Source organism: Grimontia sp. SpTr1 (assembly GCF_947387585.1).
Taxonomy (GTDB): Bacteria; Pseudomonadota; Gammaproteobacteria; order Enterobacterales; family Vibrionaceae; genus Enterovibrio; species Enterovibrio indicus.
Genome location: NZ_CANDOD010000001.1, coordinates 817,126 through 842,784 on the forward strand (window position 1 = coordinate 817,126; position 25,659 = coordinate 842,784).

Below are 25,659 nucleotides of genomic sequence, written 5' to 3' on the forward strand. Positions count from 1 at the left end.
CTAGCCTTGGTTGTCCATGAGTTGATTAACCAAAGCTTTGAGTTCAGCGACTTCTGCTTCTAATGCTTCGACACGCTCAGTGAGACCTTCTTGTTGCGGTTCTGATGAGAATGAAGGTGTCACCGTCTCGGTTGGAGCTTCTGTTCCAAAGAGATGAGCGTAGCGGCTCTCGCGTTTACCAGGCTCTCTTGGCAATTGAGCAACATAACCCTTTTCAATCATGCCATTAAGCACTGATTCAACCTGACCCACATCGCTGAATTCGCACAAACGGTTTGTTCTGGTACGAAGCTCGCCTGGGGTTTGGGGGCCACGCAGCAGCATCACGCATACGATACCCTTCTCTTGCTCCGAAAACTGGAGCGATCCAAATTCTGTGTTACAGAATCTGTGTTGGTATTTGGTCACTCGGCTACCAAAACCTTCCAAATCACTGATCAGTCGTTTGGATTTGAGCGATTCCACGGCGTCTAGTACTTCCGCTTCGCTAAGCGCATAAACAGGTTCGCGGTTACTTTTCTGGTTAGCGGCAGTGGTTAGGCTGTTGAGGGTCAATGGATAGAGATCCGGCGTAGTGACTTCTTTTTCCAATAAACATCCAATCACTCGCGCTTCATAAGGGTTGAGTTCAATCGCCATGAGAATACCTCAGTTAAATCCTATGCAGCGGTTTATAGCAATCTAGTGCTAGCACGGCAACTGCACATACGAGTATTTGCCATATTGGCGCGGTAACTGCCGGAACTTTGGTCAATTTATGGAATGTTGACCCGCAAAATTGTCTTATTCCTGTGATTTTGGCTCAACAGAGACAATTTTCTGTCACGTGATTTATCAGTTTTCAGATAAGATCGTTCGATTGTTGTTTTAGGTGAAAGATTTTGCCGACTTGGAGTACAGGAGAAAGTAATGGGTATGTTCGGAAAAAAGGCAACATCTAGCCCATGTTTGTCACTAATCGCTAAAGAGTGCCGTGTAGTCGGTGAATTTGACTTGGAAGGTGACATTCAGTTTGACGGCCAAGGTGAAGGCACCATTATCAACGCACGCAACGTCGTTATCTCTTCTACTGGCCACTTTAAAGGCGACATTCGTGCAGAGCACGTCACCATCAATGGTTATGTTGAAGGCACCTGTATTGCACGCGAAGTCAACATCCTGAGCTCGGGTAAAATGAAAGGCCAAATTCAAAGCGAGCAATTGACCATTGCCAAAGGCGGTTGCCTAATGGGCGAAAACAAACTGAAAGACGAGCCATCACTCAAAGTGGTCAACGAGGACAAAAACTCAGCAGAGAAATCAGCTTCAAATCAGGAAAAAGCGTCTGCTTCGGCTTAAATCCGCATTCTGATGCAATGATCAGCAGTTGACTGCCCTATTGTCTTTCAACTGTTGACTTCATTCGCCAACATTATACGATCCGCGAAATTATATTATTTCGGAAGTACCAAGATGTCTGAACAAGCAAATCAAACGCAAGAAACCGTCAAGCTGGAAGATCTGTCTGCAGAGCTGCAGCAAGTGATCAAATATGAACAAGTACCAGCCGAGCTGTTCACCATGCTGGCATCTATTCATGAAGCGTCTGAGAGTGTTGTTCGCGAAGCTTGGGATACAATGCCTGCAAGTGCACAAAATATTCTGGACAACTTCGAGCAGTTCCACGCGCTGGTTAGCCTGAGCCAAAGCTACGCGGGTCTGGATTTCATGCAAGAAACCCAAGACATGAAGTTCGATGACATGGACGAAGAGCAAACTGCAGAATACAAAGCCGTTTTGCTGGATAAACTACTACACAACTGTGTGAAAGACCTGGTTAAGCAACTGAAGCAAGCTCGCTTGAAACCAGCGATGAAACGCGAATTCCGCGAAATCTTCACCAAGTAATTTCAGACTTGCAGCAGAATAAAAATGAGGTGACAGTGTCACCTCATTTTTATTGCTCAATCAGTATATGACTTATGTTCTGTAAAGAACCTTCACCACGTGCCAACCGAAGCGGGTTTTCACAATGTGCGGCGTCAGCACTTCAGCGTTAAAGCACACTTTGTCGAACTGAGGCACCATTTGACCGCGTTTGAATTCGCCCAAATCGCCGCCCTTCTTGCCTGACGGACAAGTAGAGTATTTCTTTGCCAACGTCTGAAATTTTGCGCCTTTCTTCAACTGGCTGACGATATCTTCTGCCTGATTTTGGTGTTTAACCAAAATGTGGAGTGCGTGTGCTGTTTTGGCCATGGTTGCGCCCTTATACTGCCTTTCTTTCATTGGCCGCGGATTATATCGCCGCAACCTTAGCTAGCGTTAGTGTTTTTCAATGCTTCTAGCGGTAGCCAAGTCACTTGTACACCCGCTTGTTTAAACATATCTGCGCTAACTTTAATTTTTTCTCCCCAACGGGAAAGAAAGTCTTCCGTTTGTTCCGGGCAGTGAACCTGCGTGATGCCAGTCTGGATAATCTTCGCAGCGCAATTCGGACAAGGGAAATGCGTTACCCAAATTTCGCAGTCAGCCAAATCCCGCTTTGCAAAGAGAATGGCATTTTCTTCTGCGTGCAGTGTTTTAAGAAGCTTCATTTCACGGTCGTCAGTATCTGCACTATCAGAAATGCCATGCGGATAACCATTGAATCCGACAGAGACAATACGATTGCCTTTGGTAATGACTGCACCAACCTGCGTTGAGGGATCTTTACTCCAAGAGCCTACTAGCTCTGCCATTTGATAGAAACGTACAGCCCACTTCGAGATCATTGCCTTTCCAATAAGTTACCCATTCATAATGACGCTATTTTGCTTAATCCATGAGCTTAGCTCAACAAAAAAGCGGCCTTAAGGCCGCTTTCATTATGAAAAGCCAAAAATCGTTAAAATAACGACTCATTAAGCACTATATGACACATGATTGATGCTGCATAACCCAGCATAATCACGGGGCTCCACTTCAAATGGCCAAAGAAAGTGTACTTACCTCTAGCCTGCCCCATCAAAGCAACGCCAGCAGCTGATCCCAAGGACAACAGGCTACCACCTACACCGGCAGTTAGTGTCACCAACAACCAGTTACCCATAGACATATCCGGCTGCATCGTTAGTACGGCAAACATCACTGGAATGTTATCAACAATCGCCGATAGCAGACCGACAATAATATTCGCCCAGATGGGATCCCACTGTAGGTACATGACATTGGAAATCGTCGCCAAGTATCCAATCAGACTCAAACCACCTACACACATTACGACGCCATAGAAGAACAACAATGTATCCCACTCCGCATGGGAGACGCGGCGAAACACATCAAAAGGAATGACTGAGCCAAGACGTTTAAGTGCGGCTTCATCCTGTTTTGCCTGTGCAACGGCGCGTTTTCTCGCCAGCGAACGTGGCAGAGTTTTGCGAAGGTAGAATCCGAAGAATTGCAGGTATGCCAAACCCATCATCATACCGATGACTGGCGGGAAATGTACCAGACCATGGAACCCTACTGCTGTCACTATAGTAAAGAGGAACAAAACGACAATACGCTTCGCACCGCGTTTGATTTCGACATACTCATTTACCACGTCTGGTTTATCTTTTGGTATAAACAGAGACATGATGAATGCTGGCAATACATAGTTGACCACAGAAGGGATAAAGAGCACACCGAATTCAGAGAAACTCACTAACCCCGCTTGCCAAACCATCAGCGTGGTGATATCGCCAAACGGGCTGAAAGCCCCACCAGCGTTAGCTGCTACAACGATATTAATACAGGCTAAGTTGATGAATCTTGGATTATCGCCACCAATCTTCAGCACCACAGTACACATCAATAGTGCCGTGGTGAGGTTATCTGCAATCGGAGATATAAAGAAAGAAAGGATGCCGGTAATCCAGAAAAGCTGGCGAAGATCATAACCTTTCCCAACGATCCAGGCTTTCAGGCCATCAAACAATCGGCGCTCTTCCATCGCAGAGATATAGGTCATGGCCACTAGCAGGAACAGCATTAACTCGGCGTACTCGAGTAAGTTGTGCTCAATCGCGCCTTGTGCCACCTCAATTTCACCGGCATTTGAATAGACAAAGCCAATCATCAGCCAAATAAGGCCTGCTGCCAGTAATACTGGCTTGGATTTTCTTAAGTGGAGTTGCTCTTCGAGCATGACCAACGTGTAAGCCGCGGCGAAAATGAGAAGAGAAAGGTAACCAACGGCTGATTGGGTTAAATCTAGGGGGTTGCCACTACCTGTGGCGGCGAATGCATTACCGGAGAACAGCAACACAAACGCTAATAAACACTTCATCCTTGTGCCTCCAAGCGAATTTAAATGAATTTCGCGAGGGGCACTGCCGGGCTACATGAGCTCGTTCAATACACTCACAGACGCAACGCCCCTAAATCATGACTCCCTGATATATATGAATTTATTGTTACCCTTAAGGTTATTAAAGGTCGGGAGCCTAATTGTCGCGCCACAATGATAGATCTTGTTACAGAATAATGCAGAGTAAATTGTTTACTTTTCAGGCATCACCCACAAACCTGATTTTTAAGGCGATAAGTGGCGTTTCACTGTTGGTAAATGAGAGCATGATCTGCCATTTCAAAACAGAAAAGTGCTAAAGCGCTGTGTCACAGAATCTCCGCATTCCTTTTAGGCCTCTCGATTTACAATGTAAAAAACCGAGCGACGATCAACGCAGATCAAACTTTTTTACAAAAAGCACAGGCAACTACTGTAAAGTGATTGTGACATATCATTCACTGCTTTATAACTTATCAATGAGATCTGTAGCTAACTTGAACAACAATAATCAGTTGATGAATAGGTGCGTACAATCTTTAAGCAGTGTTTACTTGGCGATTAAATTCCTATTTTATTCATAGACTTAACAACAAATATGCAAATAAGACCTCTGCAACCACTTAAACAGTCGTCTTAATCCACAACTTTAGTGCCTGATTTTGAATCAGATTTTGGATATAACAATGGATTAACACTGGCGGAAAGATTGGGTGTAACACTCAATAGCCATTTCATCACGGAGAATGATATGAACGTGTCCAAACTACTTCTTTCGGCATGCTGTGCCGCAACACTTTTATCTACCCCTTTCACAGCAATGGCCGACACTGCGAAAGTCGCAGTTTCTCAGATCGTTGAACACCCAGCACTCGATGCAACCCGCCAAGGCCTGTTGGATGGCCTAAAAGCCAAAGGCTATGAACAAGGTAAGAATTTAGAATTTGCTTACCAAACCGCGCAGGGTAACCCTGCGATCGCTGTACAGATTGCCCGCCAATTTGTTGGTGAGAAGCCGGACGTGTTGGTGGGTATTGCAACTCCTTCTGCGCAAGCATTAGTTGCTGCAACCAAGTCTATTCCTGTCGTATTCACCGCTGTTACCGACCCTGTGGGTGCGAAACTCATCAAGGACATGGAAAAGCCAAATGCTAACGTAACTGGCCTTTCAGACCTTTCACCCGTTGCTCAACATGTAGCACTGGCAAAAGAGCTTCTTCCAAATATGACTTCTATTGGCGTGGTTTATAACCCAGGTGAAGCGAATGCAGTTGCATTGGTTGAGCTTCTGCGTGAAGCCGCCGATGCTCAAGGCCTGAAAGTGGTTGAAGGAACTGCGTTGAAGAGTGCTGACGTTCAGTCTGCTGCGCAAATTGTCGCTTCTCAGGCAGACGCTATCTACGCACCCACTGACAACACAGTAGCGAGTGCGATTGATGGTCTTGTTGGTGCAGCGAATCAAGCGAAAAAGCCTGTTATTGGTGGTGCAACCTCATATATCCCTAACGGCGCTGTAGCAGCACTGGGCTTTGATTACTACCAAATCGGTGTTCAAACTGCCGACTACGTTGCTGCTCTATTAAATGGCGAGCAAGTATCTGCACTGCCAGCAAAAGTAGCAGTAGGTTCTGACTTGGCGATTAACCTGAAAGCCGCGCAAAAACTGGGTCTGGAAGTGCCACAAGCATTGCTGGATCGTGCAACAACAGTAGAAAAATAATAACGTCAGGAGCAGTAGATGACCTCAATTGCCTTTTTTGGCACGCTGGAAGTAGGTCTGGTTTATGGCCTGGTCGCTCTGGGCGTATATCTGACTTTCCGGGTTTTGGATTTTCCGGATTTGACTGTCGATGGCAGCTTCCCGATGGGAGCTGCTGTTGCAGCCACGCTTATCGTTTCAGGCGTTGACCCTTGGATTTCCACTTTTGCCGCTATCATCGCAAGTTCTATGACAGGCTTAATAACCGCATTTCTTACTGTGAAATGTGGCATCTTGAATCTGCTTGCCAGTATCCTGACGATGATCGCCGCGTTCTCTATCAACATCCGCATCATGGGACGCCCAAACATCGCCTTATTGGGTGTAGACACCATTCTTACGCCGTTCGAAAACATGGGTATCGATCCTGTCTATGCCCGACCACTGGTGGTCTTCGTACTGGTTGTTTTGAGTGCTTGGTTTGTCATTCGGCTTCTCAATAGTGATTTTGGCTTAGGACTTAGGGCGACCGGTGTCAACGCCCGTATGGTGAAGGCACAAGGTGCAAGCACTGCGTTTTACACCTATTTTGGTCTTGCCTTATCTAACGGCTTTGTTGGCTTTTCGGGTGCGCTTTTTGCCCAAACCAACAGCTTTGCTGATGTCACCTCAGGTGTCGGTACCATCGTTGTAGGCCTCGCAGCCGTCATCCTTGGCCAAACTTTGCTTCCAGGACGAAAAGTCTGGGTGGCTGTGGTTGCCGTTATTCTTGGTTCGGTTCTTTACCGTTTGGCCGTCGCATTTGCACTTAGCTCCGGTATGTTCGGATTGGAAGCTTCCGACCTTAACCTAGTCACCGCAGTGCTCGTTGCACTCGCTCTTGTCGCGCCCAAAGCCAAGCAGCAGTATCAGAAGAACAAGAAGATGAAAGAAGCGGGAGCGGTGAAATGATCGAGCTAAAAGACATTCAAGTCACCTTTAACCCAGGTACCGTGCTGGAAAACCGCGCTCTGCGCAGTGTCTCCCTAACGGTTCCAGAGAACCAGTTTCTGACCATCATCGGTTCGAATGGTGCGGGCAAATCCACCCTGCTTGGTGCAGTTTCCGGTGAAACGCTTATGGTCGGCGGTCGTGTAATCATTGATGGTACTGATGTGACAAAGCAGCAGGTTCATCAACGCGCCGCCCTGGCTGCCCGTGTGTTCCAGGATCCACTGGCCGGTACTTGCGCATCTTTAACCATTGAAGAAAATCTGGCTTTGGCTTACAAGCGCGGAAGTATGCGTGGATGGAGTCTTGCCCTATCGGGCAAACGCCGAGAAATCTTCAAAGAGCGCATTTCCATTCTGGGATTAGGGCTGGAAGATCGTTTAAGCGACAGCATAGGCCTTCTTTCAGGTGGTCAACGTCAGGCTGTCAGCCTGGTGATGGCAACGTTGTCTGACAGTAAATTACTGTTATTGGACGAGCACACTGCGGCACTTGATCCTCGAATGGCAGCCTTTGTTATCGATCTGACCAAGAAAGTCATCACAGAGTTTGGTTTGACTGCGCTCATGGTGACGCACTCGATGAAAGATGCCCTAGCCTGCGGTGATCGCACCGTGATGCTTCACCAAGGTGAAATTGTTCTGGATGTCGAAGGTGAAGAACGTGCCAACATGGGCGTTCCTCAGTTATTGGAAATGTTCAGCAAAGTTCGTGGTGAAGAACTTGCAGACGATAGTTTGCTTCTGAGCTAACAGTTGAAACCCGACCCTATCATATTGGGCAGTTTCGACTGCCCTTTTGCTTTTAAAACGGAAGTATTGGTCAGGGTTTCAAATCTACGACAAATAAATTTAGTCAATTGATGACATAGTCAAATGGCGAAATGGAAAGGAAGGAAATAATGGTAAGTCTCGAGTTTCTAATAACCTCTTTAGTTGTTGTGCTAATTCCTGGAACTGGTGTGCTTTATACCGTTTCAACCGGACTGTTCCTCGGCACAAGGGCAACCATCTGGGCGTCTTTGGGCTGCACAGTGGGTATTGTTCCTTCCATGCTTGCCAGTATCACCGGTCTTGCCATCATTCTACATACCAGTGCATTGGCTTTTCAGGTCGTGAAATACGTTGGGGTGGCTTATCTGCTTTACCTTGCCTGGACTATGTGGCGTTCGAGCAGTGCTTTGTCGCTTAGCGAAGAAAAAGAGCCAATGAGCATGTTGGGTGTGGCGATTAAAGGCTGCCTGATGAACATTCTCAACCCCAAGCTGACGATTTTCTTTATGGCATTCTTACCACAATTTGTTCCCGCTCAAGCGGTATCTCCAACCACCAACATGTTGGTATTGGGAAGCATCTTTATGGCGATGACATTTGTGGTTTTTCTGATGTACGGCGCTCTCGCCGCTTTAGTTCGAGATTACATCATCAATTCAGAACGTTTAACCGTGGCGTTGCAAAGACTATTCGCTGGCAGCTTTGCCGCTTTGGGGATAAAGCTGGCGTTTTCTGAGAAATCCAACTGATATCGAAAGGAATCAAAAGAGAAAGCCCCGGATTTCCGGGGCTTTCTTTATGTGCTTTCGTTTGACAAGAACGCTAAAAGCGTTTGAGCAACCGCCCCATCAATGACGGATGGTAATCCCAAGTGTGATCGAACATTTCCATCAACTTAGGGTTTCCATATTTGGAAAGATTGATGGCGTGGAAGCGGTTGTGCTGCTGTTTCAGTGCGTCCACTTTATCCTGTACTTCTTTTGGCTGTACCGGGGCGATGAAATCCGAAATCACAACCAAATCAGCATTGCGATATTTATCTGTTCCCATCAGACCTATCGAATGATTTAAAACAGGTTCAAGATCCGTCCCACCGTGGAAAGAATAAGACAAGAAGTTCAGTGCCTCTTTCAGTCCATCTTCCCCCGTCAACTCATAGGTGATGTGGTCTGTTGAGAAAATCATCACTGAGCAATCTCGGTCTTCCTGAACCGCTATTTGCATCAGCGCATACGCCATGGCTTTTGCACACTGCTCAGGGAAGCCACTCATAGAACCGGAAGCATCCACACAAATCAGGAAAGGCCCCTTTTCTATCTCGACCTGTTTGCTTTCGGGTTTGAAGGATTTCACTTTTCGCAGGGTGCGTTGCATCCCTTGCATGCGATAAGTCAAAAGACGTTTATCCGCAAAGTGCTTGTAGAAAAGGATTTCGAGCGCGGGTTCAGCCAAATAAATGGTTTCGTTCGGGACGATTTTCTCTAAGTTATCGCTCTGGTGAATACCGACAATATCATCAGCTACGCTGTCATCAGGTTCCTCCACCAGCTTCAGCTCTTCCGCCGGAGAACGGTGTAGCGAAGGGTCATCAACGTCATTCGCCATACGACCAAGCTTTTCTGCGATCTCCTGAAGATCTTTGTTCTCTTTTAGAAATGCGACAAAACGTTTGAGCAGTTCTACATCCGTTTGTGTCACCTTCGAAGATGCCAAATCCCAGAGGCGGCCAACTTTTTCAATGGTGCCACGCTCCTGAACGTTCTCCAGCGTTTTGTAGGTTTCGATGCGCTGGTAGAGCTCTTTAAGCAATTTATCCTTATGTGCTTCCAGCTCTTTTTGTTGTGCATCTTGAATAGCACTGGCCAGATGTTCATACCACTTATTGCAAAAATACGCCTGAAACATCGGTGTTTCTTTCGCGATGTTCTTCTCTAACATACGGCGCGCTTCGAGATAAAAGCTCGATTTACCCTCGAGCTTTTTAATCATAGATTTCGCATTCGTGGTGAAGTCTTGCTGAGAGAGAGAGACAGCATTCTGATAAAGCTGTATCTCTTGCTTCAGATCGTTGGTAATACAATCTGTGCTGAGACGACGTTTAACCGAGTGACGCCATTTGCGAATGTGCTGACGCACCGCGGATTTCGCAGACGGACTGGTTTCTGTCATCACCAGAAGTTGGGGCTTGGCCATCACCTCAGTGACAGCGTGCTCAAGCATTCCAGTTTCCGCCAGCATCATGCCAAGATGGAGGCTTTCTGGACTTACCATAGCTCCTCCTTACTCAAAGTATTCGGTTAACATGCGCGTTCGGAACGCGCCTTTCTCAAATTTGGTGGTTTGGCGCTGCAGCGTTTCTTCCGCATCGGTAATGCTGTTTGCCAGAAGTTCGAGTAATTCAGAGTTGGCAAAGTGATGAGGTAAAGCAGCGTTAATTTGTGTTCGGGCAACCCGAATTAAGTGTTTCGCCTCTTCAATTTTAGCAATAGAAGCTTCATTGCGCGTTTGCCACTCAGTAAAGGTATTTGGGTCATTGTCGTCGATACCAGCAATGGCAACAGGAACAGGACGGTTTGCAATGTCTTTGATCACGAGACGATACTCGCCGTCGACATCAAACTTCAACATGCAGAGATTAGGGTTTTTGTTAACGTAACCGTAAACGTCACACGCACCATTTTTAATTTTCTTTTCAAATTCATTGGCGTCGACATACACCCATCGGCTGTCACCCTTCTCTTTTTCAGACACAGAAGGATTTGTATCCAGCATCACGAACTTCACCAGATTGTTCGCCATGTTGACTGAATAGCGGCGCGCACCGGCTAAATCAATCCGATTCTTTTCCTTTCGCATTGAAAGTTCGGTTTCTGCCGTGTGGCCGAGTACATCTTTGATTTCTTCTGCCAATTCCCGACTGTCTTCATTCGCCTCGTCAGCAATCGCCAACGCTTCTTGCTGGTTAAAGCAAATCTCTTGAGCGAAACGGCGCATCACTTGCGTGACCACATTGCGTGATTCTGGGCTGTGCCATAAGCACTCCTGCAGGAGTAAAAGATCGACGGGATTGACGTCATGTCGGCCGTTAAAAAATGCACTCGCTTTAAGCAAACGTACTGCTTTTTTCCAACGACGATCAGAAATATACAGTTCTTCTGATGGGAAGTTATTTCCGTCTTCTTCCGCTTCTCTCTCTAGAAGCATTTTCAGGGCGTAGATTTTCTCGAACACATCATCAGACAGCGAAACATTGTCGATCTGACGCTGCCATTGTTCATATTCATGGGCTTTGATGGAAATATCACTGCCGATGGAAATCTCAGTCTCTCCGCTGTCACCCGTCAGCAGACGCTTGAAGTTACTCTTTTCCTGAATACGGTTGACGAAAATGCGTACCAGCATACGGTCATAAAGCGCGTCTAAGCCACTATCTGGCTCAGGCAGCTCATTCGACGCGGTCACCAAAAGGCGCATCGGAACCGGCAGTACTTCACTACCGTTGCGGAAAACGCGTTCGTTAACGACCGTCAATAAGGTGTTAAGAATCGCGGGGCCCGCTTTCCAGATCTCATCCAGAAACACCACGTCTGCGGTGGGCAGATAGCCTTCTGTTAAACGGACATACTTACCGTTATCTTTGAGCTCCTGAATAGAAAGAGGACCAAACACCTCTTCAGGCGTTGAAAAGCGGGTCATCAGGTACTCAAAAAACTGGCTGTCATCAAATGCTTCAATCAAGCGTTTTGCGATGTAGCTTTTCGCAATCCCCGGAGGCCCCAGTAAAAAAACACTTTCACCACTGAGTGCTGCAAGCAGACAAAGACGAATAGTGTTCTCCCTCTCGTAAACGCCATTTGAAAGGGCATGTACAAGTTTCTGAATGCGCTCTGGGAGTAAAACATTGTTTGTCGTCATAGCAATTTGGTTCGTCACGTTGCTGCTCCATTTATACTAATCAACAACATGACTCCACTCTTATCATATTGTTAACACTTTGTAACCATTAATATCTGCTTACATCTTGTATACCATTTCAAGTTTGATCCCTTCTACCTTTCAATCTTAGTTTTCATTTTTGTTGCATGGAAATTACGCAATACATGTCGAGTTTTACACCGTTTAATTAATACCCAAACAACCAAGACTTTCTTTATCGCAGACATAAAAAAGCCCCCGCATTGGCGAGGGCTGTCATCAAACATTGAGCTAGTCTTTCACAACGGGTAACGCAGTATGACTGCCCCACTCACTCCAGGAGCCATCGTAAACCGTGACTTTCCTTCCTAACGCCCATTCCGCTGCGAGCGCAAAGGTACAAGCGGTGACCCCCGAACCACAGGAAGACACATTGGGAAAATCGTCAGAAAGGACGGGTAATAGCAGTTCAGCCAGAACCTCTTTTGACTTGAACTTACCGTTCTCCGTCAAAGAAGGAAAAGGTAAGTTCTTAGCTCCGGGCATATGTCCACTTCGCACACCGGGTCTAGGTTCCGCGACGCTGCCGGAAAAGCGGTCTGCCGGCCGGACATCAATCACATTAAGCGTTCCTGCTTCAATACCAGATAGCAACGCGTTGGCATCAATCACGCCTTCTCTATCAAGACTCGCCCGATATACTTCTGGCTCCGGTGATGTAGGCGCATCTTTGAAGGTCTCGCCGCCAATGACCTCCCAGGCTGGCATGCCACCATCAAGCAATGCGACATGCTCATGTCCCATCACTTTAAACATCCACCATACGCGCGGGGCTGAGAAGATACCTGCAGTGTCATAAACAACGATGTGATCATCATTACTGATACCTAGCGCTCCCACTGCATTTTCAAATTGTTCTTCTGAAGGCAGCATATGCGGGAGTGAAGAAGACTTATCATAAATCTCGCCATCAAAGTCGAAATACACCGCGTCGGGAATACGCTTCGTGAACCATTCCAATTTGGCGTTTCTGTCTGTACCTGGCATGAACCAACTGGCATCCACCAGCTTTAACTGTGGTGAATTCAGGTTATCTCTTAACCACTCCGCACTCACCAGCACTTCATTTCTCTGTAGCAAGTCACTCTCCTTATATCTCACCGTCGTAAGACCCTAACGAATGGTATAGCATGAGCCAAGTCGCTATTAAATATTAAAAAGGACAATATGTTGTCACGCAGATTATTTGGCGCTGCAATTTTTGCTTTTCCACTATTATGCGCCCCGTTACAGGCTGCTTCCGTGTCTTTTTCTCTCGATAATGATGGTGCTCTGGGAACAGACAGAGATTACACCAGTGGTCTTTTCCTGCGTTGGTCTTCTGACCCGGGTGTGATCGGTTACAGTCTGGAAATTGGTTCTCAGATGTGGACGCCGTCAGATATCGAGCTCACTACCCCGCAACCAAATGAGCGCCCCTATGCAGGATTGGTTTACGGTATGGGACGTGTCTACCACCAAACCGATTTTTACGCGGTAAAAGGGAGTTTAATGTTAGGTACCGTTGGGCCAGACTCTTATGCTGAAGAAGCTCAGTCCATTGTTCACGAAATTGTGGGCTCTCCAGATCCTAAAGGCTGGGCATACCAAATTGATAACGAATTCGTTTATCAGGCAGGTATCGAAGCGCACCAACTTATCGCCAGAGGACAAATTGGCGAATTTAGCGTATTTGGCCGGGGCCAGGGAGGCAACTTTCAAAGCGAAGTGGCTATTGGCGGCACATACAGGATCGGATTTGATCTACCGAACACCTTTGGCTCTACATCTCTGTTGCCGGGTAACGCCGTTGATGTCGGACTTTTAAGCCATAGCGACAACGGTATGTTCTTCTTTACCTCGGTCGAAGCCCGATACCGTTTTGATGACATTACGATTGAAGGTGACAAGCCGCCCGAAAATGATGATGTCCACGTTGAGCACGTGCAGGCCGGCGTAACCGGTGGCGTGACCTGGTATTCACGGCATTGGGGAGCAGTGGCATCCGTCACCGCCCACTCAAAACAGTACGAAGAAGCGTCGCGCAACCATAGCGCCTACGCCAACTTCACACTTTTCTATCGCTACTGATTAAAGCAGTTCGAAGATAGAGGGCAGGATTTCCTGCCCTTTTTCTTGTTATAACCCTAACTCTTTAACGACCATTTCTAGCAAGTAGGTTTCTCGCTCAATCGACAAACCTTGCTTATCGCTGTTTGCGATTGTTTCCTTGTTGTGGGCAATCGCTTCATGGATATTTACCCAAAGCGGTCGCATGCCATTTTTTACTTCGTAATCTTCCAGCGAAACGTCGCCAAGCTCATCGTCAATGTCACACCAAAAGCAATAAGACAACATATGAACCACATCAAAGTCCGATTTGTGCCAAGGGCGAAACTCCTCATAAGCACCAAACGCTCGAATGTTGCGAATGTTCTGAGCACCGGTTTCCTCGCTGAGTTCGCGAACTAGCCCCTCTACTTCGTTTTCGTGCTCATCAATCCCCCCGCCAGGAAGCGAATAGTCATGATATCGCTCGGTGAACAAAAGAAGGATCTCGTCCTCTTTCACTACGATTGCTCGGGCGGCGCGTCGATGAAAGACAGATTTCTCCTCAAGAGGAAGTACTTCGGGGTGGTAACTGGTTTTTAGAATATTCATAGATAGCAAGTGGACTCGCGGCGATTAGAACTTTTCGAAGAGACGCACTCTAACGGGAACAGATAATCAGAGCAAATAAATGGCTATCATCCAATTCATCAAGAGATGCGAGCCACATAAAGCTTTTTTGCTGCTGATAATCGAGTCATTTATTGCTTTTGACGACTGACTTCTTAAAATACGGCCAATCTTAAACATTGATTCTGGTTAGACCACTGAAACCTGCGTCGCAATGGGTAAAAGAAGCACGTTTCTAAACGTTAACTCTTTAATATTCAGTACGTTATGCCACCAGATAACGCTGACATTCAAGGTTGAAAGAAAGTCCGACATGCATACATGTAAATTATTACGACAATTGAGTCTCATTATTAAGCCTTAAACTCGTATTTTGTATATAGTTATATTCATCAATAACGCCTTTTTCCTGTCACTTTTTCAACACGGTGTCGGTTAAACCAGAGAGAAACGACCACGAATGATTTTTAACGGAGCAAACATCAATGCTGCAGAAAGTCACCATTGATAACGTTGAGATCGGCATGTACGTCGAGCAAATAGAATCTCAACTCGCCCGCACAAAGATGAAAAAGCCGGGTTTCATCCGACGACAGGAAACCATTGATAACCTGCGTGAAAAGGGGGTGCTTTTTGTTTATATCGACGCTGACCAAATCACTTCCGACGAAGACATTCAGTACCGCGAAACTAAAGTGGGTAAGCACTCGTCCGTTAAAGGCAATGACGAGTTCGGTGCCGCAAAAGAACTCGTAGATAAATCAAAGAAGCAACTGAGCAAGCTACTCAACGATGTCTATGAGAACAAACCCGTCGACATTGAACCCGTCAAGCAAGTCAGTTCCGATATCGTAGAAAACATTTTCGAGCGCCGAGACGCGGTGCTTTGGATCAGCGGCATACGTGAAAAAAGCGCCTACCTGCTGGAGCATTCAATGAATGTGGCATTCCATTTGGTGAACTTTGGCCGTTATCTGGAACTTGATCGTCAAACGCTGGAAGAGCTCGCTATTGGTGGGCTTGTACACGATATCGGCAAAATTCTGGTCCGTGATGAAGTCTTAAATAAGCCTGGCAAGCTTAGCGACGAAGAATTTCTTCACATGAAAGAGCACCAAACACTGTCACAGCCAGTTTTGGATAGCATGATTGATTTGCCGAAGCTCAGTAGAGACGTCAGCTTGATGCACCACGAAAAGATTGACGGTAACGGCTACCCGAATGGGCTCAAGGGCGATGAACTTACTTTGATTGGGCGCATGTCCTGTATTGTCGATATTTATGATGCCCTAACCGCAGAGCGCTGTTACAAGCCCGCGCTATCACCGTCAGAGGCATTCAAGATTATGATAGGTCTGACACCCTTCCATCTCGACCCAGATCTTCTCAAAAAATTCATCCGTTGCATTGGCTTCTACCCTATCGGATCAGTCGTCGAACTCAGTAACGGTCGCGTGGGATTGGTGTGTAAAGAAAATCCAGATGACTTGATGACCCCAACGGTGAAAATGTTCTATTCCGCGAAAACGGAATCCTTCCGTGAAGTCGAGTACATTGACCTCAAGAAGCGTCCCGATCTCAAAATTATACGCGGCCTGACCGAAGCAAAACTAAAAACGGATTTTGCCGAATTCCGTTGATCGTTCCATTCTTCGCCAATCGCACCACTTCTCTTTTTTATTTCATGACCTAGCCGACAGTTTTTCTTATACTTGTCGGCTCTTTTACTTGTGGAACTGAAACAATGCGTATTTGTGCTGTCGATTTAAAAAGCAACGAAGCAAACATTTGCCTGCTGGAATCTAATCAAGGTCTGTTTGATGTGCCTGATTGTCGCGCGCGAAAGTTCACGATCACTGATGCGGCAAGTGCCGAGCAGATCCGCAACTTCCAAAAGCAATTCGCCAAGCTGGTGGAAGACTACAAAATCGAAAAAATTGTTATCCGTGAACGTCCTACCAAAGGTAAGTTCGCGGGCAGCGCAGTAGGTTTCAAAATGGAAGCTGCACTGCAACTTCTGGAAGGCGTAGAAGCGGAGGTGTTCAGTTCTTCTGAAATGAAAGCATCACTGAAACGCAACCCTATTCAGGTTTCGCTGAAAGAAGTCGGTCTTAAGCAATTCCAGGAGCAAGCGTTCCTAACAGCTTGTTCTTACCTGAACAAATAATCCCTAAGGTCAACAGACCCTAAGAACTTCAAGGGCTGCAATCGCAGCCCTTTTTGTTTTTTGTTCAAACCTGATCGTCTATTCAGTTCCGTTTCTGGCTAATACCCTTCATTCATGATGATATGTTTATTGAAACTCACATCACGATTCAGATAGAGACATGACGGACAACACGACTTATCAACAAGCCAGACTTTCCCGCGACGCACGCTTTGATGGCTTGTTCTTTACCGCCGTAGTCTCAACCGGTATCTACTGCCGTCCTATCTGCCCTGCACCTTCGCCAAAAGAAGAAAACGTACGCTACTACGCTTCGGCAGTTGAAGCCGCAGCACAGGGCTTTCGACCTTGTCTTCGCTGTCGTCCAGACAGCGCACCCGGTTCACCAGCCTGGTTGGGCAAAGAAACGACATTTCGACGCGCATTGAGCCTGATACAAGAAGGCTACCTGCATGAACACAGTGTGCCTGAGCTTGCGGAAAGACTGGGCGTTAGCGATCGATACCTTCGCAAACTCTTTACTGCTTCGTTGGGCTGTTCGCCAAAGCAATATGCCCAATACCAACAGATCCTGTTTGCGAAAAAGCTCTTGCATGAAAGCCAGTGGTCAGTCGCTGATATTGCTTTTGCATCGGGGTTTAACAGCATTCGACGCTTCAACGACTGCTTTCAACAACAATTGTCGCTTTCACCCACTCAAGTGCGCCGTAAAGAGTTTAAAAGTCATGAAGCAATGACCCTCAGTATGAGTTTTCGTCCTCCCTACAACTGGGAGGCTTTTAAACGTTATATGGCACCGCGGATCGTTCCCGGCCTTGAATGGCTCGGCGAAAATAGTTACGGCCGACGTTTTACTGTTCAGGAACAACAAGGCCGTTTCACCGCCACACTAAAGAAAGATAAGAATATTTTTGAGGTGGAAATTGAACTTGAAGATCCCAAGCTGCTCTATCACGTGGTCAACCGCATTCGCCACCTGTTGGATTTGGACGCAAATCCAGAAGTGATTGATGAAGTGATGCGACATGTCGCACCATCGTGCGATGCAAAAGGGCTTCGTATTCCCGGATGCTGGAATATGGAAGAAGCAGGGCTGAGAGCCTATTTGGGTGAACATATAGACCCCATCAAAGACGCATCATTACTTGTCAAAGAGCCTTTCAATAAAGAAGACCACGAACAAGCACCTTTCATGGCGCATTGGTCGGCTATTTGTGAACGCTATAAACACGAACCGTGGCCAGAAGCATCACCAACCCCTTACTTAAACGACGAACAATATACCTATGTACGCCTGCGGGGGTTGAGTCTCCCTGATTTGGCGGGTTTTGAAATAATTAGCCAGAAGTCTGCACTTTCTGCGAAACCGTGGAGAAGCTATCTGGCATTGGCTTTCACAGACCATTTGGCTACAGGAAACGAGAAAGCCATCGCGGGCAACGAATAAGGATATTTCATGAAACAGTACCGATATGAATACGACTCGCCACTTGGCACCATTACCCTTACCGCTTCAGATAAAGGGCTGACCTCCCTTTCACTGCCAGAATATAAATACGATATTCCAGTCTCTGATGAAGAAGTCTTCGCACGTGAACCTTTCGAAGCTGCTCTTTCACAGCTGGAAAAATACTTTGCCGGGGAAGCCGTCAAATTTAATGTACCCTTGGATCTATTGGGTACTGCCTTTCAATGCGAAGTATGGGAGGCATTACAATCCATTCCTGCGGGAGAAACCCGAAGCTATGGCGAACTGGCTCAAGACGTTGGCAGACCCAAAGCCTCCCGCGCTGTCGGTGCTGCAAATGGTCAGAACCCTGTAGCGATTATTGTTCCCTGTCATCGCGTCATTGGAAAGAATGGAAAGCTAACAGGATACGCAGGAGGACTGAATGCCAAGGCCTGGCTGCTAAAGCATGAACAGGCCATGGCGAAGTAGCTTAACTCGCTGCCACCAGCACACGTTGAGCCAGCAATTTGATAAACCGAAGGGGCGTAATGCGGTAACCCAAGTGAAGATAAAACCCATGCGCCTCCTCACGGCTGATATGACTGGTTACTTCAATGCGATGGCAATTTTGTTTCTTAAGATATGTCTCAGCATGTTCGAGTAACTGCTTGCCAATGCTCATATCTCGAAAGTTTTCATCAATCACCATGGATGAAATTCTTCCCCAAGGCATATCATCGTGAACCACATCAACGGTATGCACGGCGATAAAACCCACTACCATGTCGCATAGCTCAGCCACAAACAATGCATCCCGCGGCTGGGTCATGATCTTTTCTAAGCGATGCTCGGTGCCTTCGAGTTCAGAAGGGTAGCCAAGGGTATGGCAGAGCGCATTAATGCGCTCTGCATCTTCCAATGTTGCCGGACGAATAATCATCTCCAGCTCCTTTTACTGGTTGTTTGCAGTAGGCATTGCATCTGACACAGAACGCAGGCTCACGCGGCGGTCAAAGAAGTAGCCTTCGCGGTCACCTTCTTTTTCCAATGCCAGTTGATGACCAAATGCGGTTTGAGCCAACTGCGAAGGTGCAACACCCTGCTCAACCAAGTAGTCATAGACAGCCTGAACACGCTGCTGAGAGAGTTTCAGGTTGTACTCTTCATCACCACGTACGTCGGCATGCCCTTCCAAATCCCACTGCACATCAGGTTGTTGGCGCATCAAAGCCGCCACTTCATCGAGCTGTAACCGGAAATGTGGCTCAATTTCTGATGAATTAGTGCGGAATTGAATATCCATTGCCAATTCCATCGCGATTTCTTTCTCGTTCATTTCGGCTTTGAGTTTCGCCAGTTCGATTTCGTTTTCCGCATATAGGGAGCGATAAGTTTCCAATTGCGCGTTTTGTTCGCTGATATCAGCAATCACATTCGCCTGCTGTTCGTTTTGCTCATCGATACTAACCACTTGCCCTATTAAACCGCCCACAACAGCACCAGCGATTGCTCCAACAGGACCACCAATCACCGCCCCCAGCGCAGCACCGCCACCAAAGCCAATCATTTCGGTTGTTTGGTCACGCTCTGTGTGTAGCGTTTGGTCTGCCGCATACGCCGTAGAGACTGTCATAGGGATAACCAGAGAGATTGCAGCCAGAGTTTTATTCATCTTGTTCATTGTTATTTCCTCATCCATTTCAGGTTTTGAAGGGAGAACCCGTTCGTCGTTTCGATGAGGTCATTAAAACAAGGCAAAATGGCACTGGCTGGGAACAAAAAAGGCAATGCTCGGGGCAATTGTGGCAAAAAAATGGCTTTTGCCCTGAATCGGCTTGATCCCCTTTTTCAACGCACGAATTACGGTATAGTCAAACCATCTACTGTTTGATTACCTGAATAAAAATGAAACGTATCGCTATTGTTGAAGACGAACCAGCCATTCGAGAGAACTACGCAGATGTACTGCGTAAACAAGGTTATTCGGTCTCTACCTATGCCAACCGCCCTGACGCTGAAGAAGGCTTTAAGCAACGCCTGCCCGACTTAGCCATTATCGATATCGGTTTAGCAGAGGAAATTGATGGAGGTTTTCAGCTTTGTCAGTCGCTACGTGCGATGTCCGCCACCCTTCCGATCATTTTCCTTACCGCAAGGGACAGCGATATAGACACGGTTGTCGGCTTGCGAATGGGTGCTGATGACTATCTAACAAAAGACATTAGTCTTCCTCACCTGATGGCACGCATTGCCGCTCTTTTCCGTCGCAGCGAACTGTTGAGTCTCGCTTCGACCCAAACAGAGTCCTTGCTAGAACGCGATAACCTCACGCTGGATCTCAACCGCATGCAGGTTAAGTGGAAAGATCAAACGGTGGATCTGACCGTGACGGAGTTCTGGATGGTTCATGCGCTAGCGAAGCGACCAGGCCACGTGAGAAGTCGTCAGGATTTAATGCAGGAAGCGCATGTGGTCGTCGATGACAGCACCATTACCTCTCACATTAAGCGCATCCGCAAGAAATTCATCGCGCTGGATAACACGTTTGACCATATCGACACTGTGTATGGTATGGGTTATCGCTGGGACAGCACAAAATGAAGTTCATCACCGAAAAGGTGTGGCGCTGGGTGTCAGGCATCCGCACAAAAGTGGTGCTGTTAAGCGGCCTGTTACTCCTGCTGCCCTTTATTGGTTACAACTACGTGTGGGAGCTGGAAAATGTGCTCAGGCAAGGTCAGGAACAAACCCTGATGGGATCTGCCCGCGCCTTTTCAATGGCACTGAATCAACAGCCTAAACTGTTCGAACGCCAACAAAACACCAAGCCACGGCTAGAAGAAGGCAAAGACCTCTATGCCCTTGCATTAAAATCTCCCATCGATATCGATGGAGCAACCTTAGATTGGGATCGCTACCAGACGCATCGCGTGAACTATGCAGACGCGCATGTCATTTTCAGCCGAACACCTTATCAAAGGAACGAACTGAACTTTGATTTGATCATGGCCAGCGATGGAGACGACCTCTACGCCCTGATAGATATCGTCGATAAAACCCCGATACTCAGACGCGAGAACACTGCCAGAATTGACCGCAACGACCATCTGGTGGTCACCTTAACTACGCAGCAAGGAGAGCTGAAACGTTACGCGGTCACTGCCAAACAAAGCGGCAAAGCAGATATCTACCTAATTGAAAACACGATTGATGATACGGAGCATACTTTTCCATCGGAAGCCATCAATGGCTGGTGGCAGGAAACCGCACAAGGGCATGTTATCGAGCTGGCCATCCCTGATTGGTTAGTCGGCGAAAAATTGAGTTTCGCCTACTACGACGTGACCAATCGTTACAATCGCGATATTGAAACCATACTCGCTACGTCAAACCCAAGAAGCGCCGAAACCCTCGGCACTCTGCTAGTCCCCTCCCCAGATATCGAGCGCGTATTAATGCGAATGAACGATGGAAGCTCGAGAGTTTGGGTGGTTGATCAACACGGCCGGGTACTCGCGAAATCAGGCGATCTGCAATCTGCCAATGGTGTATGGGAAACCACCATCAAGTATCAGGAAGCACCAAGTGGATTGATGGGCTGGATTCAAAACAACATTCTCAATCCTTTCTACTACCGATTGCTTGAGCGACCACCCGAAAAGATCATTGATGCAATGCACAATGCCGCTGTCTTCCGTGGCGTTGAAGTACAGCAGGCATTGATTGGTCGCCCTTACGCAAATTGGCGCCTGACACCCGATGAAAGCACCACCATTCTTTCCGCGGCTTACCCTGTAAAAGTTGGTGATACCGTCGTCGGAGCTGTCGTCGTGGAAGAAACCACCAAAGGCATTAAAACCCTGCGTAACAAAGCACTGGAGCAACTTTTTAATGTCTTGCTGGCGGTTATTTGTACTGGCGTGGTTGTACTTCTGCTTTTTGGTTCTCACATTTCTCGACGTGTCAGGAAACTGCGTGATGACGCAGAGAGCGCCATCGACTCGCAAGGACGTGTTCTGCATCAGTTGGAACCCGCGACCAGCAAAGATGAAATCGGCGACTTATCCCGTACTCTATCCACCATGGTCACGCGTCTTTCTGACTACAATGCTTATCTCGAGAAGATGTCGTCCAGTTTGTCACACGAGCTAAGAACCCCCGTCGCGGTTGTGCGGTCTTCCCTGGAAAACCTCGCGTTTGTGACTAAAGAAGAGGACCAGCTTCGCTATATCGAACGCGCTCAGGAAGGTGTATCCCGCTTGGCGACGATTCTCTCAAGCATGACGGAAGCGACCCGGTTGGAGCAGAGCTTTGAACATGCCGAGCGCACAGAATTTCCGCTCGACAAAGTGGTATCCGGTTGCGTCCAGGGCTACGAGTATGCCTACCCTGGCCAAGGCTTTACTCTGCACATCAAAAATGGCAACTACCAGATGTCCGGCGTACCAGAATACATCGCACAGCTTTTGGATAAGCTGGTTGCCAACGCGGTTGAGTTCCACCAACAAGACACCAATGTCGAAATATACATGCTGATTCACGACAATATGGCTCGCATCACAGTCTCTAACATTGGACCTCAATTGCCTGAAAATATGGGAAATCAGTTACTCGGTTCCATGGTCTCTGTTCGGGAGGAAAAGCATAAATCAGACAAACCACACCTTGGTTTGGGCTTGTATGTAGCCAGATTGGTGGCGGAGTTCCATCAAGGACGGCTCTCTATAACCAATCGACCAGATGGCAAAGGCGTGAACGTTACGGTTTGGCTGCCACTCGCATCTACCCAAACGAGCTGAGTATACAATTAGGGAAAACAACAGAAGGAATATCCATGAAACTACATGAGTTTGCACCAGCACCTAACGCACGGCGCGTTAGACTTTTTCTTGCTGAAAAGAAAATAGATATTCCTTCAGTGCATGTCGATATTCGTGGCGGCGAAAACCTAACAGACAAATTCAAAGCAATGAGTCCAAACGGACGCATCCCCTTCTTAGAGTTAGATGATGGCACAACGATCTGTGAGTCCATTGCGATATGCCGTTATTTGGATGCCGCTTTTCCAACTGACCACAGTTTGTTCGGCTCTACGCCAGCAGAGATAGGCAAAGTGGAAATGTGGAACCGAATTGTCGAACTTCAAGGTCTCTTTACTGCTTTCCAAGCATTTAGAAATCTTACTGGCATATACAGTGACCGTGAGCGCTGTGTTGAAGCCTGGGGTGAAGAAAGTAAATTAAGAAACATCGAATTTTTGCCAGTACTGGAAGAGAGACTTTCGCAGTCAACCTATCTGGCCGGGGAGCATTTTTCCGTGGCGGACATTTCCGCTTATATCATGGTAGATTTTATAAAGCACATTGATATTCACATCGATGACAGCATGCCCTCTATTCAGCGTTGGTATAAGCAAGTCAGTCAACGAGAAGCGTTCATCGAAGCCAACTCGAAATAACAAGGATTGAAAATATGATTGAGCTCTACACTGCAGGAACGCCGAATGGCTACAAAATATCGATTGCCCTTGAAGAAATGGGGCTTCCTTACGAGTACCACGCGCTTGATTTGATGGCCGCAGATCAGAAGAAACCTGAATATCTGGCGATCAACCCCAACGGCCGTATTCCAGCGATTGTCGATAAAGACAATGATGACTTCGCAGTTTTCGAATCAGGTGCAATTCTTATTTATCTCGCAGAGAAAACGGGAAAATTCCTTCCTACCGATCCAAAGAAGAAAAGCCAAGTGCTGCAATGGTTGATGTTCCAAATGGGTGGTGTTGGGCCAATGATGGGTCAGGCTAATGTATTCTATCGTTACTTCCCTGAGAAAATTCCAGCTGCGATCGAGCGCTACCAAAACGAAGGGCGTCGCCTGTTCGAGGTCATGAATGGTCAATTGGCTAACAATCGTTATCTGGCTGGTGATGAATACACAATTGCAGATATCTCGACCTGGCCATGGGTTCGCATTCATGAATGGAGTGGCGTCGATATCTCCGGTCTTGAGCACTTGCAACGCTGGGTAGATGAGTTGGCACAAAGACCGGCTTGCCAGAAAGGTTTACTGGTTCCTCCTCCGTCTAATCTGTCAGACGAAGAGAAGGCAAAACAAATCTCTAAGATGGTAACGAAGTAAAATCTCTCATCTCCAGAAACACTAAAGCCGTCCCGAAGGACGGCTTTTTAAATTTCTTTCACGTATTCGATAAACACTTGGTCGCCTGAATATTCGACCTTGGCAATGGTGCCATCAACGGTTAAAGAGGTTCTTACCACGATGGCTCCGTTATTCATGATGTTTTTGTTGTCTTTTAGACTGGGTAGTGAGCTACCGGGATCCAACCCCATCTCTTTACAGAAACGGAAAACGAAGTTTCGATCCATTGGAACATCACCGCGCATGGTCTTTGAGAAGTCCAACTGACTCACCCCAAGGCGTTTGGCCATCTCAATTTGGGTGATTCGTAATTTCGCTTTGTAAGACATCCACGCGTCATAAAGTGTCTGCCTGTCATGATAGGTAAATTCCATAAATCCCCGCTTGTTACCTACCTCTCCATAGACAAAATCATAACGGTGAAGCGCTTTCTCAATGTCAGCGAGGCGTAAGTGCGGCGTAAACACTTGTCGAAACTGGTGCTCTTCGCTATGTTATCGCCCTGCCTGGTCGTTCATTTTATTCTGGGCACATTATGACAAAGAGAGAGTTACTATGAGCCACAACCTTGCATTGCTGCCACCTGATGAAAAACAAAAAATTGAACTTGATAAGCAAGCAGCTTATTCGGTGTGGCAGGTGAAAAATGCGCTGGCTGAGAGAAGCGTTCTTGCACAACAGGCAAGAGACATTTCAGATGAAAATGAACGTGCGCATTTTGTAGATTGCGTAGATAAGTATTCAAAAATAATGGGGCTCTAAAGCCCCATTTTTCCATACCGACTTAGGAAAAGTCTTGTTTACCGTTTTGTCAGCAAAGCCACGTACTTATTGCTGTCATCACAGTAAACGATGCGACAGTTAAAATTGTGACTGTCTGCCACTCTTCGGAGTGTAGACATGCCGATATCAAACCACGGCACTTCCTCACTCACTCTCCCGTCAAATTCAAACGTCAAATGACGTGTGCGATAGCCTTCGTAACGAAGGTTTTCTGAGCTTAAAATCAATCTGCCGCCCGGATACAAATTACGGTGCGCCAGATTCAGAAAGTGAAAGAAATTTCGAATATTTCCCAGTTGGCCAATCACACCGCGAAGTGCCAGCCAACTAAAGGTGCGGTCAAACATTGGGTGTTGATCGAACAGATGACCGCATACCACTGATGGCACACCTCGCTGGTGCATGATCGCGCAGGCGATTGGTGAACTGTCTATCGAGGTAACCTTAATGCCTTTAGCTGTCAGGTAGAGAGAGTGCTCCCCACTGCCAGCGCCCACGTTTAACACACTTCGTCGGCAATAAGACAACGCAATTCTGTCGGTGGCGACATCTTCCGGACGGCGAAAGAAATCTGATGTTGGGATAACGGATGTACCATTGTTTTCCCTCACAATCAGTTTTCCTGATTTATTGCCGTTGTAATAGCTGGCAAGCGCGGTACCAAATACCTCAACAACACTCTGCATGACCATTCCCTCTGTTATTCAACAA

The 25,659-nt window shown here is 47.0% G+C and carries 28 protein-coding genes; 16 read left to right on the plus strand and 12 right to left on the minus strand.

Annotated features, from left to right (window positions below):
* Complete coding sequence (locus tag QL223_RS03910; RefSeq protein ID WP_281543971.1) at positions 1-639, minus strand: DUF480 domain-containing protein; 639 nt, start codon at positions 637-639, stop codon at positions 1-3.
* Positions 640-909: 270 nt separating this feature from the next.
* Here QL223_RS03910 and QL223_RS03915 point away from each other — a divergent pair, with 270 nt between their 5' ends.
* Together QL223_RS03915 and QL223_RS03920 are read left to right on the plus strand one after the other, a co-directional pair.
* On the plus strand, positions 910-1,338 hold the full coding sequence (locus QL223_RS03915) for a polymer-forming cytoskeletal protein (RefSeq protein ID WP_002535809.1): 429 nt from the start codon (positions 910-912) through the stop codon (positions 1,336-1,338).
* A 114-nt stretch (positions 1,339-1,452) separates the two neighbouring features.
* The gene (locus QL223_RS03920; protein WP_002535806.1) at positions 1,453-1,887 is read left to right on the plus strand and encodes a DUF3069 domain-containing protein; all 435 of its coding nucleotides are present in this window, start codon (positions 1,453-1,455) and stop codon (positions 1,885-1,887) included.
* Positions 1,888-1,959: 72 nt separating this feature from the next.
* On the opposite strand, the gene ppiC is transcribed toward QL223_RS03920, so the two are convergent.
* The 3 genes from ppiC to nhaD form a co-directional block, all read right to left on the minus strand.
* A complete protein-coding gene (ppiC, locus tag QL223_RS03925) occupies positions 1,960-2,238 on the minus strand; it encodes a peptidylprolyl isomerase PpiC (RefSeq protein WP_002535804.1) in 279 nt (92 codons plus the stop codon).
* 56 nt (positions 2,239-2,294) lie between these two features.
* Entirely contained in the window at positions 2,295-2,753 is a 459-nt protein-coding gene (locus QL223_RS03930) for a cytidine/deoxycytidylate deaminase family protein (RefSeq protein WP_002535802.1), read from the minus strand.
* A gap of 113 nt (positions 2,754-2,866) precedes the next feature.
* A complete protein-coding gene (gene nhaD, locus QL223_RS03935; protein ID WP_002535800.1) occupies positions 2,867-4,291 on the minus strand; it encodes a sodium:proton antiporter NhaD in 1,425 nt (474 codons plus the stop codon).
* 751 nt (positions 4,292-5,042) lie between these two features.
* On the opposite strand from nhaD, the gene QL223_RS03940 reads away from it, so the two are divergent.
* The 4 genes from QL223_RS03940 (at position 5,043) to QL223_RS03955 (ending at position 8,502) form a co-directional block, all read left to right on the plus strand.
* Positions 5,043-6,011, plus strand: a complete 969-nt coding sequence (locus QL223_RS03940) for an ABC transporter substrate-binding protein (RefSeq protein WP_281543972.1) — start codon at positions 5,043-5,045, stop codon at positions 6,009-6,011.
* Between the two features lie 18 nt (positions 6,012-6,029).
* A complete protein-coding gene (locus tag QL223_RS03945) occupies positions 6,030-6,941 on the plus strand; it encodes an ABC transporter permease (protein ID WP_046306602.1) in 912 nt (303 codons plus the stop codon).
* The gene (locus QL223_RS03950) at positions 6,938-7,732 is read left to right on the plus strand and encodes an ABC transporter ATP-binding protein (protein ID WP_281543973.1); all 795 of its coding nucleotides are present in this window, start codon (positions 6,938-6,940) and stop codon (positions 7,730-7,732) included. The genes QL223_RS03945 and QL223_RS03950 overlap by 4 nt, the downstream gene beginning before the upstream one ends.
* Positions 7,733-7,881: 149 nt before the next feature.
* The gene (locus QL223_RS03955) at positions 7,882-8,502 is read left to right on the plus strand and encodes a LysE family translocator (protein WP_281543974.1); all 621 of its coding nucleotides are present in this window, start codon (positions 7,882-7,884) and stop codon (positions 8,500-8,502) included.
* A gap of 73 nt (positions 8,503-8,575) precedes the next feature.
* On the opposite strand, the gene viaA is transcribed toward QL223_RS03955, so the two are convergent.
* The 3 genes from viaA to QL223_RS03970 all read right to left on the minus strand — a co-directional run bounded on the left by viaA (position 8,576) and on the right by QL223_RS03970 (position 12,808).
* Entirely contained in the window at positions 8,576-10,024 is a 1,449-nt protein-coding gene (gene viaA / locus QL223_RS03960; RefSeq protein ID WP_281543975.1) for an ATPase RavA stimulator ViaA, read from the minus strand.
* Between the two features lie 9 nt (positions 10,025-10,033).
* Positions 10,034-11,668, minus strand: a complete 1,635-nt coding sequence (locus tag QL223_RS03965; protein ID WP_281543998.1) for an AAA family ATPase — start codon at positions 11,666-11,668, stop codon at positions 10,034-10,036.
* A 291-nt stretch (positions 11,669-11,959) separates the two neighbouring features.
* Positions 11,960-12,808: a sulfurtransferase gene (locus QL223_RS03970; protein ID WP_281543976.1), complete on the minus strand. Its 849-nt coding sequence runs from the start codon at positions 12,806-12,808 to the stop codon at positions 11,960-11,962.
* Between the two features lie 87 nt (positions 12,809-12,895).
* Here QL223_RS03970 and QL223_RS03975 point away from each other — a divergent pair, with 87 nt between their 5' ends.
* Positions 12,896-13,798: a lipid A deacylase LpxR family protein gene (locus QL223_RS03975; protein ID WP_348651379.1), complete on the plus strand. Its 903-nt coding sequence runs from the start codon at positions 12,896-12,898 to the stop codon at positions 13,796-13,798.
* A gap of 48 nt (positions 13,799-13,846) precedes the next feature.
* On the opposite strand, the gene QL223_RS03980 is transcribed toward QL223_RS03975, so the two are convergent.
* Entirely contained in the window at positions 13,847-14,368 is a 522-nt protein-coding gene (locus QL223_RS03980) for an NUDIX hydrolase (RefSeq protein ID WP_039849537.1), read from the minus strand.
* Positions 14,369-14,871: 503 nt separating this feature from the next.
* Here QL223_RS03980 and QL223_RS03985 point away from each other — a divergent pair.
* The 4 genes from QL223_RS03985 to QL223_RS04000 all read left to right on the plus strand — a co-directional run bounded on the left by QL223_RS03985 (position 14,872) and on the right by QL223_RS04000 (position 18,492).
* Positions 14,872-16,026, plus strand: coding sequence for an HD-GYP domain-containing protein (locus QL223_RS03985; protein ID WP_002535784.1), 1,155 nt, complete (start codon positions 14,872-14,874; stop codon positions 16,024-16,026).
* Between the two features lie 104 nt (positions 16,027-16,130).
* Positions 16,131-16,553: a DUF3010 family protein gene (locus QL223_RS03990; protein ID WP_002535782.1), complete on the plus strand. Its 423-nt coding sequence runs from the start codon at positions 16,131-16,133 to the stop codon at positions 16,551-16,553.
* A 160-nt stretch (positions 16,554-16,713) separates the two neighbouring features.
* Positions 16,714-18,000, plus strand: a complete 1,287-nt coding sequence (locus QL223_RS03995) for an AlkA N-terminal domain-containing protein (protein WP_002535780.1) — start codon at positions 16,714-16,716, stop codon at positions 17,998-18,000.
* Positions 18,001-18,009: 9 nt separating this feature from the next.
* The gene (locus QL223_RS04000; protein ID WP_002535778.1) at positions 18,010-18,492 is read left to right on the plus strand and encodes a methylated-DNA--[protein]-cysteine S-methyltransferase; all 483 of its coding nucleotides are present in this window, start codon (positions 18,010-18,012) and stop codon (positions 18,490-18,492) included.
* 1 nt (position 18,493) lies between these two features.
* Here the strand turns inward: QL223_RS04000 and QL223_RS04005 are convergent, their stop codons facing one another.
* Both QL223_RS04005 and pdsO read right to left on the minus strand, forming a co-directional pair.
* On the minus strand, positions 18,494-18,943 hold the full coding sequence (locus QL223_RS04005; RefSeq protein ID WP_002535776.1) for a GNAT family N-acetyltransferase: 450 nt from the start codon (positions 18,941-18,943) through the stop codon (positions 18,494-18,496).
* 12 nt (positions 18,944-18,955) lie between these two features.
* Positions 18,956-19,684, minus strand: coding sequence for a sortase-associated OmpA-like protein PdsO (gene pdsO / locus QL223_RS04010; RefSeq protein ID WP_002535775.1), 729 nt, complete (start codon positions 19,682-19,684; stop codon positions 18,956-18,958).
* Between the two features lie 224 nt (positions 19,685-19,908).
* Here pdsO and pdsR point away from each other — a divergent pair, with 224 nt between their 5' ends.
* Genes pdsR through QL223_RS04030 form a run of 4 tightly spaced genes read left to right on the plus strand, consistent with a single transcriptional unit; the run spans position 19,909 to position 24,144 of the window.
* Entirely contained in the window at positions 19,909-20,604 is a 696-nt protein-coding gene (gene pdsR, locus QL223_RS04015) for a proteobacterial dedicated sortase system response regulator (RefSeq protein WP_002535773.1), read from the plus strand.
* Positions 20,601-22,802 (plus strand): proteobacterial dedicated sortase system histidine kinase, encoded by a 2,202-nt coding sequence (gene pdsS, locus QL223_RS04020; RefSeq protein WP_002535772.1) that lies wholly within the window; start codon positions 20,601-20,603, stop codon positions 22,800-22,802. Before pdsR ends, pdsS begins: the two co-directional genes overlap by 4 nt.
* A gap of 35 nt (positions 22,803-22,837) precedes the next feature.
* Complete coding sequence (locus QL223_RS04025; RefSeq protein ID WP_002535771.1) at positions 22,838-23,461, plus strand: glutathione S-transferase; 624 nt, start codon at positions 22,838-22,840, stop codon at positions 23,459-23,461.
* 14 nt (positions 23,462-23,475) lie between these two features.
* A complete protein-coding gene (locus tag QL223_RS04030; RefSeq protein ID WP_002535769.1) occupies positions 23,476-24,144 on the plus strand; it encodes a glutathione binding-like protein in 669 nt (222 codons plus the stop codon).
* A 47-nt stretch (positions 24,145-24,191) separates the two neighbouring features.
* On the opposite strand, the gene QL223_RS04035 is transcribed toward QL223_RS04030, so the two are convergent.
* On the minus strand, positions 24,192-24,539 hold the full coding sequence (locus QL223_RS04035) for a helix-turn-helix domain-containing protein (RefSeq protein WP_039849536.1): 348 nt from the start codon (positions 24,537-24,539) through the stop codon (positions 24,192-24,194).
* A 181-nt stretch (positions 24,540-24,720) separates the two neighbouring features.
* On the opposite strand from QL223_RS04035, the gene QL223_RS04040 reads away from it, so the two are divergent.
* Positions 24,721-24,927, plus strand: a complete 207-nt coding sequence (locus QL223_RS04040; RefSeq protein WP_002535765.1) for a DUF3283 family protein — start codon at positions 24,721-24,723, stop codon at positions 24,925-24,927.
* 38 nt (positions 24,928-24,965) lie between these two features.
* On the opposite strand, the gene QL223_RS04045 is transcribed toward QL223_RS04040, so the two are convergent.
* The gene (locus tag QL223_RS04045) at positions 24,966-25,634 is read right to left on the minus strand and encodes a class I SAM-dependent methyltransferase (protein WP_002535764.1); all 669 of its coding nucleotides are present in this window, start codon (positions 25,632-25,634) and stop codon (positions 24,966-24,968) included.
* Between the last annotated feature and the right edge of the window lie 25 nt (positions 25,635-25,659).

Bases quoted from the DNA above. Each gene is read 5' to 3' on its own strand.
- pdsS (WP_002535772.1), top strand. From the start codon at position 20,601: ATGAAGTTCATCACCGAAAAGGTGTGGCGCTGGGTGTCAGGCATCCGC.
- QL223_RS04040 (WP_002535765.1), top strand. From the start codon at position 24,721: ATGAGCCACAACCTTGCATTGCTGCCACCTGATGAAAAACAAAAAATT.
- QL223_RS03930 (WP_002535802.1), bottom strand. From the start codon at position 2,753: ATGATCTCGAAGTGGGCTGTACGTTTCTATCAAATGGCAGAGCTAGTA.
- QL223_RS03940 (WP_281543972.1), top strand. From the start codon at position 5,043: ATGAACGTGTCCAAACTACTTCTTTCGGCATGCTGTGCCGCAACACTT.
- QL223_RS03985 (WP_002535784.1), top strand. From the start codon at position 14,872: ATGCTGCAGAAAGTCACCATTGATAACGTTGAGATCGGCATGTACGTC.
- QL223_RS03990 (WP_002535782.1), top strand. From the start codon at position 16,131: ATGCGTATTTGTGCTGTCGATTTAAAAAGCAACGAAGCAAACATTTGC.
- QL223_RS03920 (WP_002535806.1), top strand. From the start codon at position 1,453: ATGTCTGAACAAGCAAATCAAACGCAAGAAACCGTCAAGCTGGAAGAT.
- QL223_RS03945 (WP_046306602.1), top strand. From the start codon at position 6,030: ATGACCTCAATTGCCTTTTTTGGCACGCTGGAAGTAGGTCTGGTTTAT.
- QL223_RS03950 (WP_281543973.1), top strand. From the start codon at position 6,938: ATGATCGAGCTAAAAGACATTCAAGTCACCTTTAACCCAGGTACCGTG.
- ppiC (WP_002535804.1), bottom strand. From the start codon at position 2,238: ATGGCCAAAACAGCACACGCACTCCACATTTTGGTTAAACACCAAAAT.
- QL223_RS03955 (WP_281543974.1), top strand. From the start codon at position 7,882: ATGGTAAGTCTCGAGTTTCTAATAACCTCTTTAGTTGTTGTGCTAATT.
- viaA (WP_281543975.1), bottom strand. From the start codon at position 10,024: ATGGTAAGTCCAGAAAGCCTCCATCTTGGCATGATGCTGGCGGAAACT.
- QL223_RS04000 (WP_002535778.1), top strand. From the start codon at position 18,010: ATGAAACAGTACCGATATGAATACGACTCGCCACTTGGCACCATTACC.
- pdsO (WP_002535775.1), bottom strand. From the start codon at position 19,684: ATGAACAAGATGAATAAAACTCTGGCTGCAATCTCTCTGGTTATCCCT.
- QL223_RS03995 (WP_002535780.1), top strand. From the start codon at position 16,714: ATGACGGACAACACGACTTATCAACAAGCCAGACTTTCCCGCGACGCA.
- QL223_RS04045 (WP_002535764.1), bottom strand. From the start codon at position 25,634: ATGCAGAGTGTTGTTGAGGTATTTGGTACCGCGCTTGCCAGCTATTAC.
- QL223_RS03980 (WP_039849537.1), bottom strand. From the start codon at position 14,368: ATGAATATTCTAAAAACCAGTTACCACCCCGAAGTACTTCCTCTTGAG.
- QL223_RS03915 (WP_002535809.1), top strand. From the start codon at position 910: ATGGGTATGTTCGGAAAAAAGGCAACATCTAGCCCATGTTTGTCACTA.
- nhaD (WP_002535800.1), bottom strand. From the start codon at position 4,291: ATGAAGTGTTTATTAGCGTTTGTGTTGCTGTTCTCCGGTAATGCATTC.
- QL223_RS03965 (WP_281543998.1), bottom strand. From the start codon at position 11,668: ATGACGACAAACAATGTTTTACTCCCAGAGCGCATTCAGAAACTTGTA.
- QL223_RS04025 (WP_002535771.1), top strand. From the start codon at position 22,838: ATGAAACTACATGAGTTTGCACCAGCACCTAACGCACGGCGCGTTAGA.
- QL223_RS04030 (WP_002535769.1), top strand. From the start codon at position 23,476: ATGATTGAGCTCTACACTGCAGGAACGCCGAATGGCTACAAAATATCG.
- QL223_RS03910 (WP_281543971.1), bottom strand. From the start codon at position 639: ATGGCGATTGAACTCAACCCTTATGAAGCGCGAGTGATTGGATGTTTA.
- QL223_RS04005 (WP_002535776.1), bottom strand. From the start codon at position 18,943: ATGATTATTCGTCCGGCAACATTGGAAGATGCAGAGCGCATTAATGCG.
- QL223_RS04035 (WP_039849536.1), bottom strand. From the start codon at position 24,539: ATGGAATTTACCTATCATGACAGGCAGACACTTTATGACGCGTGGATG.
- QL223_RS03975 (WP_348651379.1), top strand. From the start codon at position 12,896: ATGTTGTCACGCAGATTATTTGGCGCTGCAATTTTTGCTTTTCCACTA.
- pdsR (WP_002535773.1), top strand. From the start codon at position 19,909: ATGAAACGTATCGCTATTGTTGAAGACGAACCAGCCATTCGAGAGAAC.